Origin of the sequence: Parafrankia discariae, assembly GCF_000373365.1 — a bacterium.
GTDB classification, from domain to species: domain Bacteria; phylum Actinomycetota; class Actinomycetes; order Frankiales; family Frankiaceae; genus Parafrankia; species Parafrankia discariae.
The window spans coordinates 232,216-247,411 of the sequence record NZ_KB891208.1 but is presented as its reverse complement, the minus strand read 5'-3'; the positions used below and the strand labels follow the sequence as shown (position 1 = coordinate 247,411).

The window sequence follows — 15,196 nt, the reverse complement described above, 5'->3', positions numbered from 1 at the left end:
GGCGCGGGCACGGGTGAGTATTCGTCCCGCGTCACGGCCCTGATCACACCACAGTGGGGTGAACGGGGAACGACGATCGGCCGACCATCCTGACCGATCTGACTGGACAGTCGCCTTTGTGGCGACCAGTCCGATCGGTCCGGTAACACCGGGTCTAACATTTCGCCCCGCCCGTTCCCGACTGGAAGACCAGGATGGCCCCCGACCCGGTGCTCGACCTGCTCGCCGCGCAGATGGCGCAGGATATTCTGCCGGCGCGGGTCCGTGACCTGGTCCTGGCCGCTCTCGACGGCGACGGCCCGCTCGCCGCGGAGCTCGCCCGACGCGGCGGGACGCCCGGTGCCGACGAGCCGGACGACGGCGCCACCTCCGGCGACGGCACCGCCCCGGGCGACAGCGCCTCAGGCGGCACCGCCCCGGGTGGCGGGAGGGGGTCGGGTGAGCCGGCCGTCCACCTGGAGTCGATCAGCGTTCAGGGGTTCCGCGGCATCGGACCGCCCGCGGTACTCCCGCTCCGGCCCGGCCCGGGGCTGACCCTCGTCACGGGACGTAACGGTTCGGGCAAGTCCAGTTTCGCGGAGGCCGCCGAGATCGCCCTGACGGGCGACACCCGCCGCTGGTCACGGCGGACGGCGGTCTGGCGTGGCGGCTGGCGCAACCTGCACAGCTCCGGACCCGCCCGCGTCGAGGTGACCTGCACGGTGGAGGGCCGCCCCGGACCGGTCACCGTCGCCCGGAACTGGCCGGAGGGCGCCGGCCTGGACGAGGGCGCCGGCGAGATCCGCGCCGCGGACGGTGAGCCGTGGTCACCATCCGGATGGGCCTGGGCACTGTCCGCCTACCGGCCGTTCCTGTCCTACGCCGAACTGGGCGATCTCCTCGGTGGGCGGCCCAGCGCGATGTTCGACGCGCTGCACGCGATCCTCGGACTGGACGAGATGGTCGACACGGCGCGGCGCCTGAGCGCGGCCCGCGGCCGGTTCGCCGAGGCCGCGCGCCGCTCACGGGAGGAGCACAGCGCCCTGCTCGCGGCGCTGCGGCGCAGCACGGACCCGCGGGCCGCCGCGGCCGCCGACGCACTGCGGGACACCGAACGTCCCGATCTCGACCGGGCCTGGACCATCGCGGCGGGCCTGCCCGCGGCCCCTGGCACCGCGCCGCCCGCGAAGCCGGCGGCGCCACGGGATCCGGCGGCGCCACGGGCGATGGTGGAGCTGCGGGCGATGGTGGAGCTGCGGGTGCCGGCGGAGTCCGACGTCCGGGAGCTCGCCGGGCGGCTGCGCGCGCTCGGGGCCGAGAAGGTCAGGCTGGCGGCGACGGCGGCCGGCGACGCGGCCCGTCTCACCGACCTGCTGGCCGCCGCGCTCGACCACCACGAGCACCAGAACGCCGTCCACGCGGGTGGTCCGTCAGCTGAGAGTCCCGCCGATGGCGATCGGGGCCAGGGCGCGAGCGGCAGCCGACCTTGCCCGGTCTGCGGGGTCGGGCGGCTCGACGAGCGGTGGTGGCACACGACGCGGGCGGAGGTCACCCGCCAGCGGGAGCGGGCCGCGGCCGTGCTCGCCGTGCGCGCCGGCCTCGCCGCCGCGCTGACCGACGTCGCGTTGCTGGTCACACCCAGCCCCGAGCCGCTCACCACCGCTGAGCCGCCGGCTCCCTCCGGGTCGCCGGCCGCCCCCACTCCGCCGGCCGCCGACGCGCCGCCGACCACCGAGGGGAGCACCGCCGGGCTGGCAGGGCTGGCCGCGGCCGCCGACACGGCCTGGCGCCGCTGGGCGCGGCTGCGCGACGGCTCCGACCCGCTGGCCGTCGCGGACGGGCTCGAATCCACCCACCCCGCGCTGCTGCGGGCGGTCGAGGCCCTGCGGGCGGCCGCCCGCGACGAGCTCGACCGCGCCGACGCCGACTGGCGTCCGCTCGCCGCCCGGGTCACCGCCTGGGTCGGGGCGGCCCGGGCGGTCGACGCCGGCGCCGGAGTCCTGGCCGACCTCCGCCAGGCTCTCGACTGGCTGCGCGAGGCCACCCAGCGGCTGCGGGACGAACGGATGCGGCCCTTCGCGCAGCGGTCGGCGCGGATCTGGTCGATGCTGCGGCAGGAGAGCAACGTCGAGCTGGGCCCGGTGCGCCTCACCGGCAGCGCCAACCAGCGGCGCGTCGACCTCGACGTCACCGTCGACGGGGTGGACGGCGCCGCCCTCGGCGTGATGAGCCAGGGCGAGCTGCACGCGCTGGGGCTGGCGCTGTTCCTGCCCCGCGCGACCAGCGACGCCAGCCCGTTCCGCTTCCTCGTCATCGACGACCCCGTCCAGTCGATGGACCCGGCGAAGGTGGACGGGCTGGCCCGGGTGCTCGCCGAGGTCGCCGAGACCCGGCAGGTCGTCGTGCTCACCCATGATGATCGACTGGCCGACGCGGTGCGTCGGCTGCGGCTGCCGGCCACGGTGCTCGACGTGGTCCGTCGCGAGGGTTCGCTGGTGCGGCTGCGAGGGAACCTCGATCCGGTCGGGCGCCATCTCGCGGACGCGCGGGCGCTCGCCCGGACCGGTGACCTGCCCCGCGACCTGGCGATGCTGCTCGTCCCGGCGATGTGCCGGTCGGCGGTCGAGACGGCGTGCAACGAAGTGGTCCGGCGCCGCCGGCTCGGGGCGGGGGCCCGTCACGCCGAGGTCGAGGCGGCGCTCGCGGCGGCGCACTCGGTGAACGAGAAGGCCGCGCTGGCCCTGTTCGACGACGCGCGCCGGGCCCGCGGCGTCCTGCGTCGCCTGGACGGCCACGCGCCATGGGCCGCCGACACCTTCCGGGCCGTCCGGGACGGCGTGCACGTCGGGTATGACGGCGACCTGCTGGCCCTGGTCCGCGACACCGGCCGGCTGACCGACCACATCCGGACCCTGGCTTGACCCGCGGCCGACGGCCGTCGCCGCGGCCGCCGGCGCCGCAGCCGCAGCCGGCGGCGGCGCCGTCACCGGACCTGCGGTTGGATCCCGTGGTGGCGCTCGCCGAAGCCGACCGGCTGTTGCGCCTGGAGACCCCGGCGGCGGACGGGTCGTGGCCGCGGCTGTGCGCCTGGCTGCTGCGACTCGCCGTGGAGCAGGCCGTCGACGAGGTGTGGCGGGCGCACCGCCGGCCGGAGCTCGTCCGGCTCCCGATGCGGGCCCAGCTGCTGGTCCTGCCGAGCTTCATCGATCCCGGCGTGGCGGACGAGGCCGGCGCCGCCTGGTACACGCTGTCGCGGGCCGGCCATCAGCATGCCTACGAGCTGGCCCCCACCGCCGCGGAGCTGCGCCGCTGGCACCAGGACCTCTGCTCGCTGCTGCCCAGGCTCAGGGCCGGACGCCCGCGGTCCGTCCGGCTGGCGGAGGCCGACCGGCCGGACGGATAGTGTGGGTCGGATCGGCTCAAGGAGGTCGCGCTGCCCACCGTTCCCGCCCCGACCCCTGATCCCGCCCCGGCCCCGCCGGCCGGTCCGGCTACCGGCCCGGCGCCGGACGCGACGCCCAGCCCGGTCGCCCGTCCGTCCTCCGGGATCGACCTGCACGCCCATTCGACCGCGTCGGACGGGTCGGCCAGCCCGGAGGAGCTTGTCCGGCTGGCCGCCGCGACCGGCCTCCAGGTGCTCGCGCTGACCGACCACGACACCACCGGCGGGATCGACCGGGCCGCGGCGGCGCTGCCCACCGGCCTGACGCTGGTGCCCGGCGCGGAGATCTCCTGCCGGGTCGTGGTGCACGGGCACCAGATCTCGATGCACGTCCTGGCCTACCTTTTCGACCGGGCCGAGCCCCGGTTCGCCGCGGTCCGGGCCCGACTGCGCGAGGAGCGGGCCACGCACGCCCGCCGGATGGTGGAGCGGCTCGCCGCGGCCGGTCACCCGGTGCGCTGGGAGCGGGTCCAGGAGCTGGCCCGGGGCACCGTCGGACGTCCGCACGTGGCGGCCGCGCTGGTGGAGGCGGGGCTGGTCCCCGACGTGAACAGCGCGTTCAGCCGCGAGTGGATCGGCGCGGGCGGGCGCTTCTGGGCCGAGAAGGCCCAGCCGGACGTCCACGAGACCCTGCGGCTGATCCGGAACGCCGGGGGTGTGAGCGTGTTCGCGCACCCGTTCGCCAGTGCCCGTGGCAAGACCGTCGGGCCGGACATCATCGTCGCCATGGCCCGGGACGGGCTGACCGGCGTCGAGGTGGACCACCCGGATCACCCACCGCAGGCCCGGGCGCAGTTGCGGGAGATCGCCGCCGATCTCGATCTGGTGATCACCGGCTCGAGCGACTTCCACGGGGACCACGATCGGCGGAGCCTCGGGTCGGAGACCACGTCCAGGGACAGCTACGAGGCGTTGGTCGCGAAGGCCAGCGGTTCCAGCCCGATCCGCGGGTAGCGGACCCGACGGCGGCGGGTGGCGAACATGACGGTGGCCGGTGGCGAACCCGGCTCCGGCCGGTCAGACCCCGGAACCGCAGCCGGTGCCGGGCGCGGGCGGGGGTTCCGGACCGCCGAGCCGGCTCAGCAGATCCCCGAGGATGTCCTGCTCCTCCGGAGTGAAGTGGTCCAGAACGTGCCGCGCCACCCCCCGGAGGTGGGTGCCCGAGGCGTCCCGCAGCCGGTTGAGCCCCGCGTCGGTGAGCGTCGCCAGCGTGCCGCGGGCGTCCGACGGGCAGGACCGGCGTTCCACCAGGCCCTCCCGTTCCAGGCGATCGACCAGCCGGGTCAGCCCGCTGCGGGACAGCAGCACCTTCTGCGCCAGCTCACTCATCCGGAGCTGGTGGCCGGGCGCCTCGGCGAGCTGCACCAGAACGTCGTAGGAGGCCAGCGGAAGCTGGTGCGCGGCCTCGAGCTCGGCCTCCAGAAGCCGCGTGGCGTGCGCGTGCGCCCGCAGTAGCTGCCGCCAGGCCCTCATGCCGCGAGCGTCCACCATCCATCTCGGCTCGGCCGGCCCGGGCCCGGATCTCCAGGCTTCGGTCACCCTCTGCTCGGTCACGGTCGAATTCTCCCGCCCCATGTGGATCAGAGTACGACGAGCCGGTACGGTCCCGCCCGGACCACGGGCGCCCTCAGACGCCGACCGCACCGCCGGGCCCGACCGAACCGCCCAACCGAACCGCCCGATCGAACGTGCCACCCGGGCCGCCGCATTCCCGCACGCCGGGCGTCGCCCGCCCCACCGTGTCAGGCCCCCCACCGCCGGCCCGGCCCGGCCGCCCACGCGCGGGCTATCGTGGAACGAGGTCGCGCCCGGTACCCAGCCGACCCGCGATCTGTGCACCGTGACCCGTCCACACGCCCGTCCCGGCGGTACACACCCCGGCGGGCCGATCCCGAACACGACTGCGCCGGACCCGTCGAGCACGGTCCGGCACCCGAGCCCCCCGCTATGCCACATCCGAGGTCGGCCACGACCGAGGATGTCGACCCGCGACCGAGGTTTCCCTTGCCACCAGCCCTGCCTTCGTCCGACGCCATCCAGTCCGCCCTGGCGACCGTGCTGGACCCGGAGATCGGACGGCCGATCACCGAACTGGACATGGTGGATTCGGTCCACGTTCGCGACGACGGATCCGTCGATGTGGTCGTTCTGTTGACCGTCTCCGGCTGCCCGATGCGGGATGAGATCACCTCCCGGGTCACCCGCGCCGTCACCGGTGTGGACGGCGTCCGCGACGTGCGGGTGACCCTCGAGGTGATGACCGCCGAGCAGCGCAGCGCCCTGCACGAGAAGCTGCGGGGCGGCACCCCGCAGCGGGTCATCCCCTTCGCGCAGCCCGGGTCGATGACCAGGGTCTACGGCGTGGCCAGCGGCAAGGGCGGCGTCGGCAAGTCGTCGGTCACCGTCAACCTGGCGGCCGCGATGGCCCAGTCCGGGCTCGCCGTCGGCGTCCTCGACGCGGACATCTACGGCCACTCCGTCCCCCGGATGCTGGGCATCGACCGGCCACCCACCCAGGTCGAAAAAATGATCATGCCGCCGCAGGCGCACGGCGTGAAGGTCATCTCGACCGGGATGTTCACCCGTGGCAACGAGCCCGTCACCTGGCGCGGCCCGATGCTGCACCGGGCCCTCGAGCAGTTCCTCTCGGACGTCTTCTGGGGCGACCTCGACGTCCTGCTCCTCGACCTGCCGCCCGGCACCGGGGACATCGCGATCTCCCTGGCCCAGCTGGTTCCCTCGTCCGAGCTGCTGCTGGTGACCACACCCCAGCTCGCCGCGACCGAGGTCGCCGAGCGGGCCGGGACGATCGCCGTCCAGACCCACCAGAACGTGGTCGGCGTGGTCGAGAACATGGCCTACATGCCGTGCCCGCACTGCGGCGAGCGCGTCGACGTGTTCGGCGAGGGCGGCGGCGCGGCCGTCGCCGAGCGGCTGACCAGGGTGCTCGGCCACGAGGTGCCGTTGCTCGCCCAGGTCCCGGTGGACGTCCGCCTCCGGCAGGGCGGCGACTCCGGCAAGCCGCTGGTCCTCTCCGACCCCGACTCCGAGGCCGGGAAGGCGCTGCGCGCCGTCGCCGAGCGGCTGACCTTCCGCTCCCGCGGCCTGTCCGGCCGCTCGCTGGACATCAGCCCCGCCCGCCGCTGACCCGTCCGGAGACGGAACAGACACGCACAGGGCCCTGCCGGTTGAACCGGCAGGGCCCTGTGTGGACTGCCTGGGAAGACTGGTGGAGCCGACCGGCGACCAGGGCCGGATGGCCGGGGTATCAGGTCGTGTCGGGGTCGAACGGGGGCGGAGTCGACTTCGGCTCCGCCCGCTCCACGCGCACCGGTGCCGGGGCTGGCGTGGGCGGACTGGCCGCGACAGCGGTTCCGCCGGTCGGGCTCGGCTTGGTCAGTGACGGCCGGTTCACCGGCTTCGCGCCGCCAGCCCTGGCCGCCGGACCGCTCTCGGCGCCGGTCGGCAGGTGGGCCTTGGTCAGCGCGGGCGTGACCGGCGGCTCGTCCTCGCCCAGCAGCGACTCGAACGACGTCCGCTTGCCCGGGTAGGCAGGGAACAGGGAGTCGTCGTCATCGCCCTCGAAGAGGTGCTTGCGGACGAAGGTCTTGGGATGCAGGTCCCGCAGGTCGAGGTCGGCCAGCTCGGAGCGCAGGTCGTTGCGCATGCCGTTCGCCATCTGGCGGAACTGGCGCAGCATCCGGCCCGCGTCGCGGGCGGCCCTGGGCAGCCGATCGGGGCCGAAGACGAACAGCCCGATCAGGAGCAGTACGACTACCTCGCCCCACCCGACGCCGTTGAACACAACGGTCAGAGTACCCCGCCTGCCGCCGCCGGCGAAGGGCTCGGACATGATGAACAGGTGTCCTGAGCGCCACTGTCACCTGGGCCACCGACCGCGCCGTCCGGGCGCACGCACCCGACCAGGCGGTTCCGCCGCGGCCCGAGCCCGGACCGCGTCCGGACACCCGGATACCCGCACCGAAGCGCCACCCCGTGCCCCTCGACGGCGCCGACACAGCCGACCGGGGCAAGGCGGGCCGGGCAAGGCAGGGAGGCGGTTCCGCGGAACCGCCGCGTCGCCGACGACCGGCTCCCCCTCTCAGCGGGGCTGCCGTCCGACAACCACCGCGGTATCAGCTGGTCGGCTGTTCCTGGAGGACCACCCGCGCGGTGCTCTCCGCTCCGTTGCGCCGGAAGGTCACGGTCACCGTGTCCCCGACATGGCGCAGCCGGGTGGCCCCGGTGAGATCGTTCGTGCTGGTGACGACGGTGTCGTCGACCCGGGTGATGATGTCGCCCGGCAGCAGTCCGGCCGCGGCCGCGGGCCCCGCCGGCTCGACGTCACGGATGATCGCGCCCGGGGTGGTACCGCGTGCCCGGGCCTCGGCGGCGGTGACCGTCGCGGCCGACACCCCGGTGTAGGGGTGGGTGGCCCGCCCCGTCCGGATGATCTCGTCCGCCACCGACGCGGCGTAGTCGATCGGGATCGCGAACCCGACCCCGACGCTGCCCGACGGCGCCTGGCCGCCCGGTGCCGTCGCGATCGCCGTGTTCAGGCCGACGACCTGGCCTCGGGCGTCGAGCAGCGGGCCACCGGAGTTCCCGGGATTGATCGCCGCGTCGATCTGGATCGCACCGATGATCACAGAAGCCCCGCCGCCCTCGGCGGGCACGGTCGGGTTCCGGTCCAGCGCGCTGACGATCCCCGTGGTGACCGTCCCGGAGAGGCCGAAGGGCGCGCCGATCGCGATCACCGGAGCGCCGGCGACCAGCGAACCTGACCGCCCCAGCGTCGCCGCGGGCAGCCCGGAGGCACCGGGGATGTGCAGCACCGCGAGATCCGAGCGGGCGTCCCGCCCGACGATCTCGGCGAGCACCGGCTCGGCACCGTCACTCATCGTGATCATCACCTGGCCACCCGCGTTCACCGCCGGCGCGACGACATGGTTGTTGGTGAGCACGTAGCCCTCGGACCGAATGATCACCCCGGAGCCGTTCCCGCCCTCGGCCCCCGCCGTCACGTCGATGGTCACGACGGACGGCATCACCCGCGCGACCACCCCGGCCACCGAACCGGGGTCGATGACCGTGGGCGCGGCCGCGGCGGACGCCGCCGGCGACGCCCCCACGGAGTCGCCCAGTACCAGGCTGGTCACCCAGCCCCCGGTCGCTCCCCCCAGCAGCCCGGCGATCACCGCCGTGATCACGAGGGCCCGCCGGCTGTGGCGGATCTTCGGAGCGGCGCCGCGGTGGTGCGTCGCCGCCCCCGCGGCTCTGGCCGCATCGCCCCCGGCCCCGTCCCCGGCCAAGTCAGCCGGCGACGCGTCGGACGTCGACGCCCCCGCCGCGGAGCCGGCGGCCGCCGATTTCCCAGCCGCCGATTTCCCGGCCCTGGACGTCCCAGCCGTGGAGGGCCCAGCCGTGGAGGTCGCCGGCCCGGATGGAGCGGCGGGAGCACGCACGGACGAGGCGGACGCGGATCTGCCGGATGGCGCGAGTTCCGAGGGGGGCGGCGTGGGCGGACGCGCGGCACGCCGGGCCCCCACCGGATCCACCAGCGGGTCGGCCGCCGGCCGGGCCGCGACACGCTGGTCGGCGTCGCGCGAGATCGGCCCGCGGTGGCCCTCCCGTGGGACGGCTTCCCGCGGGATGGCCTCCCGCGAGGCCGGCGGCAGGGGGCTCTGCGGGCGCTGGGCCGAAGGCCGCGAGTTCTCCCGCGCGACCGCCGGCCGCGAAGTCGCGCTCTCCGGCGGAGATGTGCCGGCCCGCGCGGCCGGGCGCGGCGCGGCCGCGGGCCGCGACTGCGCTGGCATACTCGCCTTCGCGCCCACGCCCGGGACACCGCCTCCACCAGCGTCGCGTTCCGGAGTGCCCGCGCGGGGCGCGGTGTCACGCCGGCCGGGCTCCCTGGCTGGCGGCGCGATCGGCCCGCGGGCCGCGCCTTCGGGGCTCGCGGGGCCCTGGCGCCCGGCGAGGTCCCGGGCGGACGAGTCGCCCCCGCTGGCGTCGCGGGTGGCGGCGCCGTTCCGGGCGGCCGCGTCCCGGACGCCGGAACCACTCCGCGGGGACGAGCCGTTCTGCACGGTGGCGCCCCGGGCGCCGGAACCGTTCCGCGGGGGCGAGCTGTTCTGCGCGACTCGGCCGTTCTGGGCGACTTGGCCGTTCTGGGCGGCTCGGCCCTCCCGCGCGACTGGGGCCTGCGCGGCGCCACCGTCCGAGGCGGTGGGCGCGACGGGCGGAACGCCGCCCGGCCGACCCGCCGGACCCTTCGGCGCGGCGGCGGCCTGCCGCGTAGCCGTCCCCCGAGCGGGCGCCTCCCGAGCCGCCGCCTCCCGGACGGGCGCCTCCCGGTTGGAGATCTCCCGGCTCGGTGCCGTCCGGCTCGGTGCCTCTCGAGTGGGTGCCTCCCGAATCGGCGACTCCCGGTCCGCCGGTTCCCGGCCGGACGTCGCCCGCGCGGCCGGGCCTCGCGGGCCGGCGCCGTCCCGTTCCGCACCGGCCCGCCTGGTCGCCTCGTCGCGGGTGCCGCCGGTGGCCCCGGTGTGGCCCGTCGCGGACGAGCCCGGCGCCGACGAGCTCCCAACGGTGGGTGGGCGCCCGGCGGTGGGCGTGCTGGCGCGCGTGGTGGTCCGGACCGGTTCGGCGAAGGGCGACCGTTCCGCCGCCGGCGCGGCACGGCGCGGCGGTTCCGCCCGGGTCTCGGGGCCCGGGCGACGCTCCGCCGGGGGGCGGCGTTCCGGCCCGTGCAGTGGCAGGGAGGCCGGAACCGGCCGGCTCGCTCCCCCCGACGACGGCACGGTGCCCTCCGCCGCCCGCGAGCGGGGCGCGGGCACGGGCACCGACGGGGGCTCTGCCTCGTCCGTGCCAGGACGGGCATCGGTGGTCTGGTCGTCGCCGGTGGTGTCCACATGCCCTCCCCGATGTGCTCGGCTCGCGGCGCTGCGGACCGGCGGCGGCTCCTGCACCACCGCGGCCCGCGAGACCGAGCGGACAACACGGTAGAGGTTCACGGAGCGGCACAGGAGGGCCACCAGACACCAAATCCGCCGGCACAGGCCGCCGAGACCACTCATCGTGAGGGAGTCGGCGCGTTCGTGCACTCCGCGGTTACCGACCTGCCCTTTTCGGCAGCGAAAAAGCTCGGTGGCCGACCTTCGCGCTAGCCCGATGGGGCCATCAAACGATCACTCATGGCGCCACGCAGGGCACGGCCACGGCGCTACGAAGGGCTCGCGGGCCGCGCCGGGGGTGCCGTCGAGGGCTAGGGACGCCGCGGGAAGGACACCGAGGCGATCATCTGGGCCGGGCGGGGAACACCGGCCGCCGGGGCCTTCGCCGGGATCACGGTCGCGACCGTGGGGACCGAGGTCTGGTCCGGCCTCCGGGGCACCGGGCGCCCGTCCGCGAGCGCCGCGCCGCTGACCGCGAGCAGCATGAACGCGGCCGACCCGACGAGCGTCCGCCGCATCCGGCCGTGCCGGCGCGGCCGGGGGGTGATGACCGCCGGTCGGCTGTGCCCCGTGGCGTGTACGGCAACCCCGGGGTCGGCCAGAGCGACACCGGGCGCACCGCACCCCGGTGCGCCGGCGGTGAGCCGCCCGGACCCGGCCGGGACCCGGGGCGACACGGCCCCCGGCGGACGTCCGACGAGTGCGACCGACCGGCCGGGGAAGGCTCCCGGCCGGGACGGCGCACCGCCCGGTCGAGCGGGGCGGCCGGTGCGGACCAGGCCCGCCTGGCGCGCCGGCGAGGCGGCCGGGCGAACCGACCTGCGCGGGGCGGATCCCTCGGCGACGAAACCGCTGGCCATCGCGGGCATTCTGCGCGGGGGGGCCGGCGCGGGCCGCGCGGCCTGGTACTCGCGAGCGCCGAGGCTGAGCAGCGTGGAGGTCAACGTGCTGGGGAGGGCGGGAGTGGCCAGGGCGGAGAGCCGGGCCTTGAGCCTGCGCTGCTCGGCTACCTCCGCCTGACAGTCGGAGCAGCAGGCCAGGTGTGCCAGCGCGCGATCCCGCTCGTCGTGGCTGAGCTGCCCGTCGACCAGGGGGGTGAGGCGCTCACCGAGATGGCTGCTCACGCCCGCCGCTCCCGCGGAGCACCGCCCTCGGCTCCGACGGCACTACTCACCGGACCTCGCCGGCGGTCGGTCCGGCGACCGCGACGCCCCGACCTGTCTGGTTCGACGGCGGCGGCGTCGACCGCGAGCTGACTCTCGCCCGAACCCGGCGCACCGGTGGCACCCGTGGCGCCCGCCGGTGGCCGTTCCCAGGAGCCGCTGGTCTCCGCCTGGGCCTGGGACGACCCCGTGGACGGCGCCGCCGCGGCGTTCGAGACCCCGTCGTCAGCCGCCACCGCCATGCCACGCGGGGCGCGGTCGGCGAGCGCGGCGCGCAGCATCGCCCGGCCCCGGGAGATCCGGCTGCGGACGGTGCCGAGCTTGACCCCGAGCGTCTGCGCGATCTCCTCGTAGGAGAGCTGCTCGATGTCGCACAGCACGACCGCGGCCCGGAAGTCCGGCGGCAGCGCGGCGAGGGCGGCCTCGACGTCGGCGTCCAGATGGCTCTCGGCGTACACGGCCTCCGGGCTGGCCTCCCGGCCGGCCAGGCGCTCGGTGTCCTCCGGCAGCGCGTCGAACCTGATCTTCTGCTGGCGACGCATCCGGTCCAGGAACAGGTTGGTCGTGATGCGGTGCAGCCACCCCTCGAACGTGCCGGGGGTGTAGTCAGCCAGCGAGCGGAACACCCGGACGAAGACGTCCTGGGTGAGGTCCTCGGCGTCGTGCGCGTTGCCCGTCAGACGATAGGCAAGGCGATACACCCGGTTACCGTGCTCCCGGACCACGTCCTCCCAGGACGGGGGCACCCAACCAGCTACTTCTGGGGTGGCGGCCGCGTCGGAGACGGCCGAACCAGCCCCGAACTCCTGCGCCGCCACAGCCGCCTCTCGGTCGGTTCGCGACGAACGTACCCGACGCGCCGGCCAGGGAGCGGCGAATCCCGCTGCGGACACCGATGTTTCTCCCCTCGACCCAGTCGACACGGGCGCACTGACAAGACGAACGTTCCTGTCTTGTCTCCCGTTCCCGTAGGCTGCGGATGTCATGCCGGACATCGACATCGCCGCACGGGAATCTGCCGTCGCCTACGCCGAGGGCTTCCTCGTGGAAGACCCCGTTCTTCGTGCTGCCCGCGCCCGCGCCGAGGAGGTCGGGATCGCCCCGGTCAGCCCCGGTGTCGGGGCAGTGCTCCGTTTCCTCGCCGCGTCCGTCGGCGCCCGCGCGGTCGTCGAGATCGGCACGGGTACCGGTGTGTCCGGAACGTGGCTGCTGCGCGGAATGCGCCCGGACGGCACCCTGACCACGATCGACGTCGAGGCCGAGCACCTGCGGCTCGCCCGCCGCATCTACGCCGACGCCGGGATGGCCCCCGGCCGCTCCCGGCTGATCACCGGGCGGGCCCTCGAGGTCCTCCCCCGGCTCACCGACGGCGCCTACGACCTGGTGTTCTGCGACGCCGACCGGCGAGAGAGCACCGAGTACCTGACCCAGGCGCTCCGCCTGCTCCGCCCCGGCGGGATCGTGGCGTTCACCGGGGTCCTCGCGGGCGGGCAGATCGGCGACCCGGCCACCCGCACCCAGGAGTCCGTGGCCGTCCGGGAGCTGGCGACCGCCGTCCGGGACGACGTGCGCCTCACCCAGATGCTGCTCACGACCGGGGACGGCCTGCTCGTGGCCGTCGTGGCGAAATCCTCCCCCGTCGGCTGATCGCCCCGCCGACGGTACCGGGATCGGTGCATTCGACCGCTATAACCGATTAGTCTCTGTGGGCCGGGCGCTACGTCCGTGCCGTCGACACAGCGTTTCAGCTCTGCCCACCCGGATCCTGTCCGACCGGACGACCCGCGTGCCGACGAGCACTGGCCGAGCGACGGCCGCCAGGCCACGCCGGGTCGTCCGCGGGACGTCCGGAGCGGACCCGCGCGGCCCGGGACACCCGGCGGTGTGCGTCCCGCCGCGCGAGCGCGGGGCGCCGCCACGCCGACCGGCGCGAGCCGTTCGGTGACGGTCGAGGCCGGGAGTGGACGTCGTGCGGAGTGACGTGGCGCGGAGTGAGGTGGATCGTCGTCGTTTCGACGACGACTTCGACCACCGTGGCTCCACGCGCCGCGAGGCCGACCACCACGACGCCGGGTACGGCCACGACGCCGGGTACGGCGATCGCGAACACCACGACCCCGGATACCGCGGCTCCGGGTACCCGAACCCCTCACGCCACGGCTCCGACCGCCGCGACGGGGGCCGGCCGGACACCGGACATCGCGACGCCGGCCATGACGACCACGCCAGCTATGACGATCACACCGGATACGACGATCACGCCTATCGCGACCCTCGACACCGCGGCCCCGGGCAGCGCGACACCGGCTCCGGCCCACGCCGTCCCGCCGCGCGCCCCGGCGGCGCCGGGAACCGGGCCGGCGGCGGACACCAGGGCCGTCAGGGGAACCGAAGCGGCTACCCCGATCGATCCGGCGGACCCGCCCGCCCCGGCCACCCCGATCGATCCGGTGACTCCATGCGCGCCACCCATCCGGGCCGGGACCGACAGCCCGGCGGCCCCGGCGGGCGGCCGGGGTACCCGACCGCGGGCGGCTTCGCGCAGCGGCCACCGGCGCCGCCGCAGTCACCACCGCCACCGCACCGGGAGAACTGGCTCGGCTGGGTGGCGTTCCTGCTCGGGGTCGCGCTACTCGCCGGCGCGGCCGGCTACACGCTCAACCGGGTGACCAGCGGATCGGGCACCGCCGCCGCGGGCCCGGCCAGCGGCGGCCGGCCCATCGGCACGGCCGACCCGACGACCGGCGGCACGGGCACGGGCACGGGCACGGGCACGGGGCCGACAGCCGAGCAGGTCGCGATCCTGCTCGCCAACCAGGGCCTGCCGCTGCGGACGACGGTCGTCTACACGGCGCAGAACGACCCCGACGGCCTGCTGGGCCGTCCCGGCGGGTACTCCGGCCGGGTCGCCTTCGCCGACGGTCGCGTCAGCGCGAGCGAGATCGCCGGCGCGCCGGCGGACGCCATCGAGCGCGGCGGTGCCATCGAGGTCTTCGTCGATCCCGCCGCCGCCGCGGGCCGCGGCGCGGCCCTGCGCGCCCCCGTCGGCGGTGACCTGCCCAAGGAGTACACCTACGTGCGCGGGACGATCGTGCTGCGGCTCTCGCTGATCCTCCCGGAGGAGATGGCCGCCGGGTACGAAACCGCCCTCGCGGCGGTCGTCGGGCAGCCGGCGCTGCCCGGGTAGCCGTCCTAACCCGTCCTGGCGACGTTTGTGTGGGTGCCCTGGAGGGGGAGGGCGTACGCATGAACATCCGCGAGTTCTACGACGCCGATCCCCGCCGACGGGCGTCCGAGGAGATCACGTTCGGGGACGGCTGGACCAGGGCGGACGACGAGCACTCCACCTACCGGCTGAACTGGGTGGTCGACACGGGCGAGGTCTACTCGGTGCGCGAGCCGCACCCCGGCGGCATCCTGGCCCGCTACCTCGATCAGCTCCGAGTGGACCAGGCCGATGTGGACGAGCTTCTCGTGGACGTCCTCGCCGACACCGACCGGTACGCCGTCGAGGCCGCGCTCGCCGGCTGGCCCGCCGTCATGCCGGAGAAGGACAGCCTGAGCTGGGCCCGGCGGCAACTCGCGGCGCTGGGCTCCGCCAGCCCCTCCGGCCGCTGACGGCCCGCTTCCCCATCCCTCCGACGGGGGCCGCCGGACAC

12 protein-coding genes are annotated in these 15,196 nt (G+C 75.6%); 7 read left to right on the top strand and 5 right to left on the bottom strand.

Annotation, left to right across the window (positions count from 1 at the left end):
• The first annotated feature begins 194 nt into the window (after positions 1–194).
• From B056_RS0112510 to B056_RS0112500, 3 genes are all read left to right on the top strand, one after another.
• Positions 195–2,900, top strand: coding sequence for an ATP-binding protein (locus B056_RS0112510; protein ID WP_018502206.1), 2,706 nt, complete (start codon positions 195–197; stop codon positions 2,898–2,900).
• Between the two features lie 89 nt (positions 2,901–2,989).
• Positions 2,990–3,382: a hypothetical protein gene (locus B056_RS0112505; protein ID WP_230202964.1), complete on the top strand. Its 393-nt coding sequence runs from the start codon at positions 2,990–2,992 to the stop codon at positions 3,380–3,382.
• A gap of 144 nt (positions 3,383–3,526) precedes the next feature.
• A complete protein-coding gene (locus B056_RS0112500) occupies positions 3,527–4,375 on the top strand; it encodes a PHP domain-containing protein (RefSeq protein ID WP_076784686.1) in 849 nt (282 codons plus the stop codon).
• 63 nt (positions 4,376–4,438) lie between these two features.
• Here the strand turns inward: B056_RS0112500 and B056_RS0112495 are convergent, their stop codons facing one another.
• Positions 4,439–4,894, bottom strand: coding sequence for a MarR family winged helix-turn-helix transcriptional regulator (locus tag B056_RS0112495; protein WP_018502203.1), 456 nt, complete (start codon positions 4,892–4,894; stop codon positions 4,439–4,441).
• A gap of 531 nt (positions 4,895–5,425) precedes the next feature.
• Here B056_RS0112495 and B056_RS0112490 point away from each other — a divergent pair.
• On the top strand, positions 5,426–6,568 hold the full coding sequence (locus tag B056_RS0112490; protein WP_018502202.1) for an Mrp/NBP35 family ATP-binding protein: 1,143 nt from the start codon (positions 5,426–5,428) through the stop codon (positions 6,566–6,568).
• 121 nt (positions 6,569–6,689) lie between these two features.
• Here B056_RS0112490 and tatB read toward each other — a convergent pair whose 3' ends face one another.
• The 4 genes from tatB to sigE all read right to left on the bottom strand — a co-directional run bounded on the left by tatB (position 6,690) and on the right by sigE (position 12,355).
• Positions 6,690–7,226, bottom strand: coding sequence for a Sec-independent protein translocase protein TatB (gene tatB / locus B056_RS0112485; RefSeq protein ID WP_020572468.1), 537 nt, complete (start codon positions 7,224–7,226; stop codon positions 6,690–6,692).
• A 331-nt stretch (positions 7,227–7,557) separates the two neighbouring features.
• The gene (locus B056_RS0112480) at positions 7,558–8,631 is read right to left on the bottom strand and encodes a S1C family serine protease (RefSeq protein WP_230202963.1); all 1,074 of its coding nucleotides are present in this window, start codon (positions 8,629–8,631) and stop codon (positions 7,558–7,560) included.
• Between the two features lie 2,054 nt (positions 8,632–10,685).
• Complete coding sequence (locus tag B056_RS39425) at positions 10,686–11,498, bottom strand: anti-sigma factor family protein (protein ID WP_026239624.1); 813 nt, start codon at positions 11,496–11,498, stop codon at positions 10,686–10,688.
• On the bottom strand, positions 11,495–12,355 hold the full coding sequence (gene sigE / locus B056_RS0112465; RefSeq protein WP_026239623.1) for an RNA polymerase sigma factor SigE: 861 nt from the start codon (positions 12,353–12,355) through the stop codon (positions 11,495–11,497). The genes B056_RS39425 and sigE overlap by 4 nt, the downstream gene beginning before the upstream one ends.
• 166 nt (positions 12,356–12,521) lie before the next feature.
• On the opposite strand from sigE, the gene B056_RS0112460 reads away from it, so the two are divergent.
• From B056_RS0112460 to B056_RS0112450, 3 genes are all read left to right on the top strand, one after another.
• Positions 12,522–13,184 carry an O-methyltransferase gene (locus B056_RS0112460; protein WP_018502198.1) on the top strand — a complete coding sequence of 221 codons (663 nt, stop codon included), beginning with the start codon at positions 12,522–12,524 and terminating at the stop codon, positions 13,182–13,184.
• A gap of 349 nt (positions 13,185–13,533) precedes the next feature.
• On the top strand, positions 13,534–14,724 hold the full coding sequence (locus tag B056_RS41870; protein ID WP_230202962.1) for a hypothetical protein: 1,191 nt from the start codon (positions 13,534–13,536) through the stop codon (positions 14,722–14,724).
• Between the two features lie 59 nt (positions 14,725–14,783).
• A complete protein-coding gene (locus B056_RS0112450; RefSeq protein ID WP_018502194.1) occupies positions 14,784–15,155 on the top strand; it encodes a hypothetical protein in 372 nt (123 codons plus the stop codon).
• The last annotated feature ends 41 nt before the right edge of the window (positions 15,156–15,196 follow it).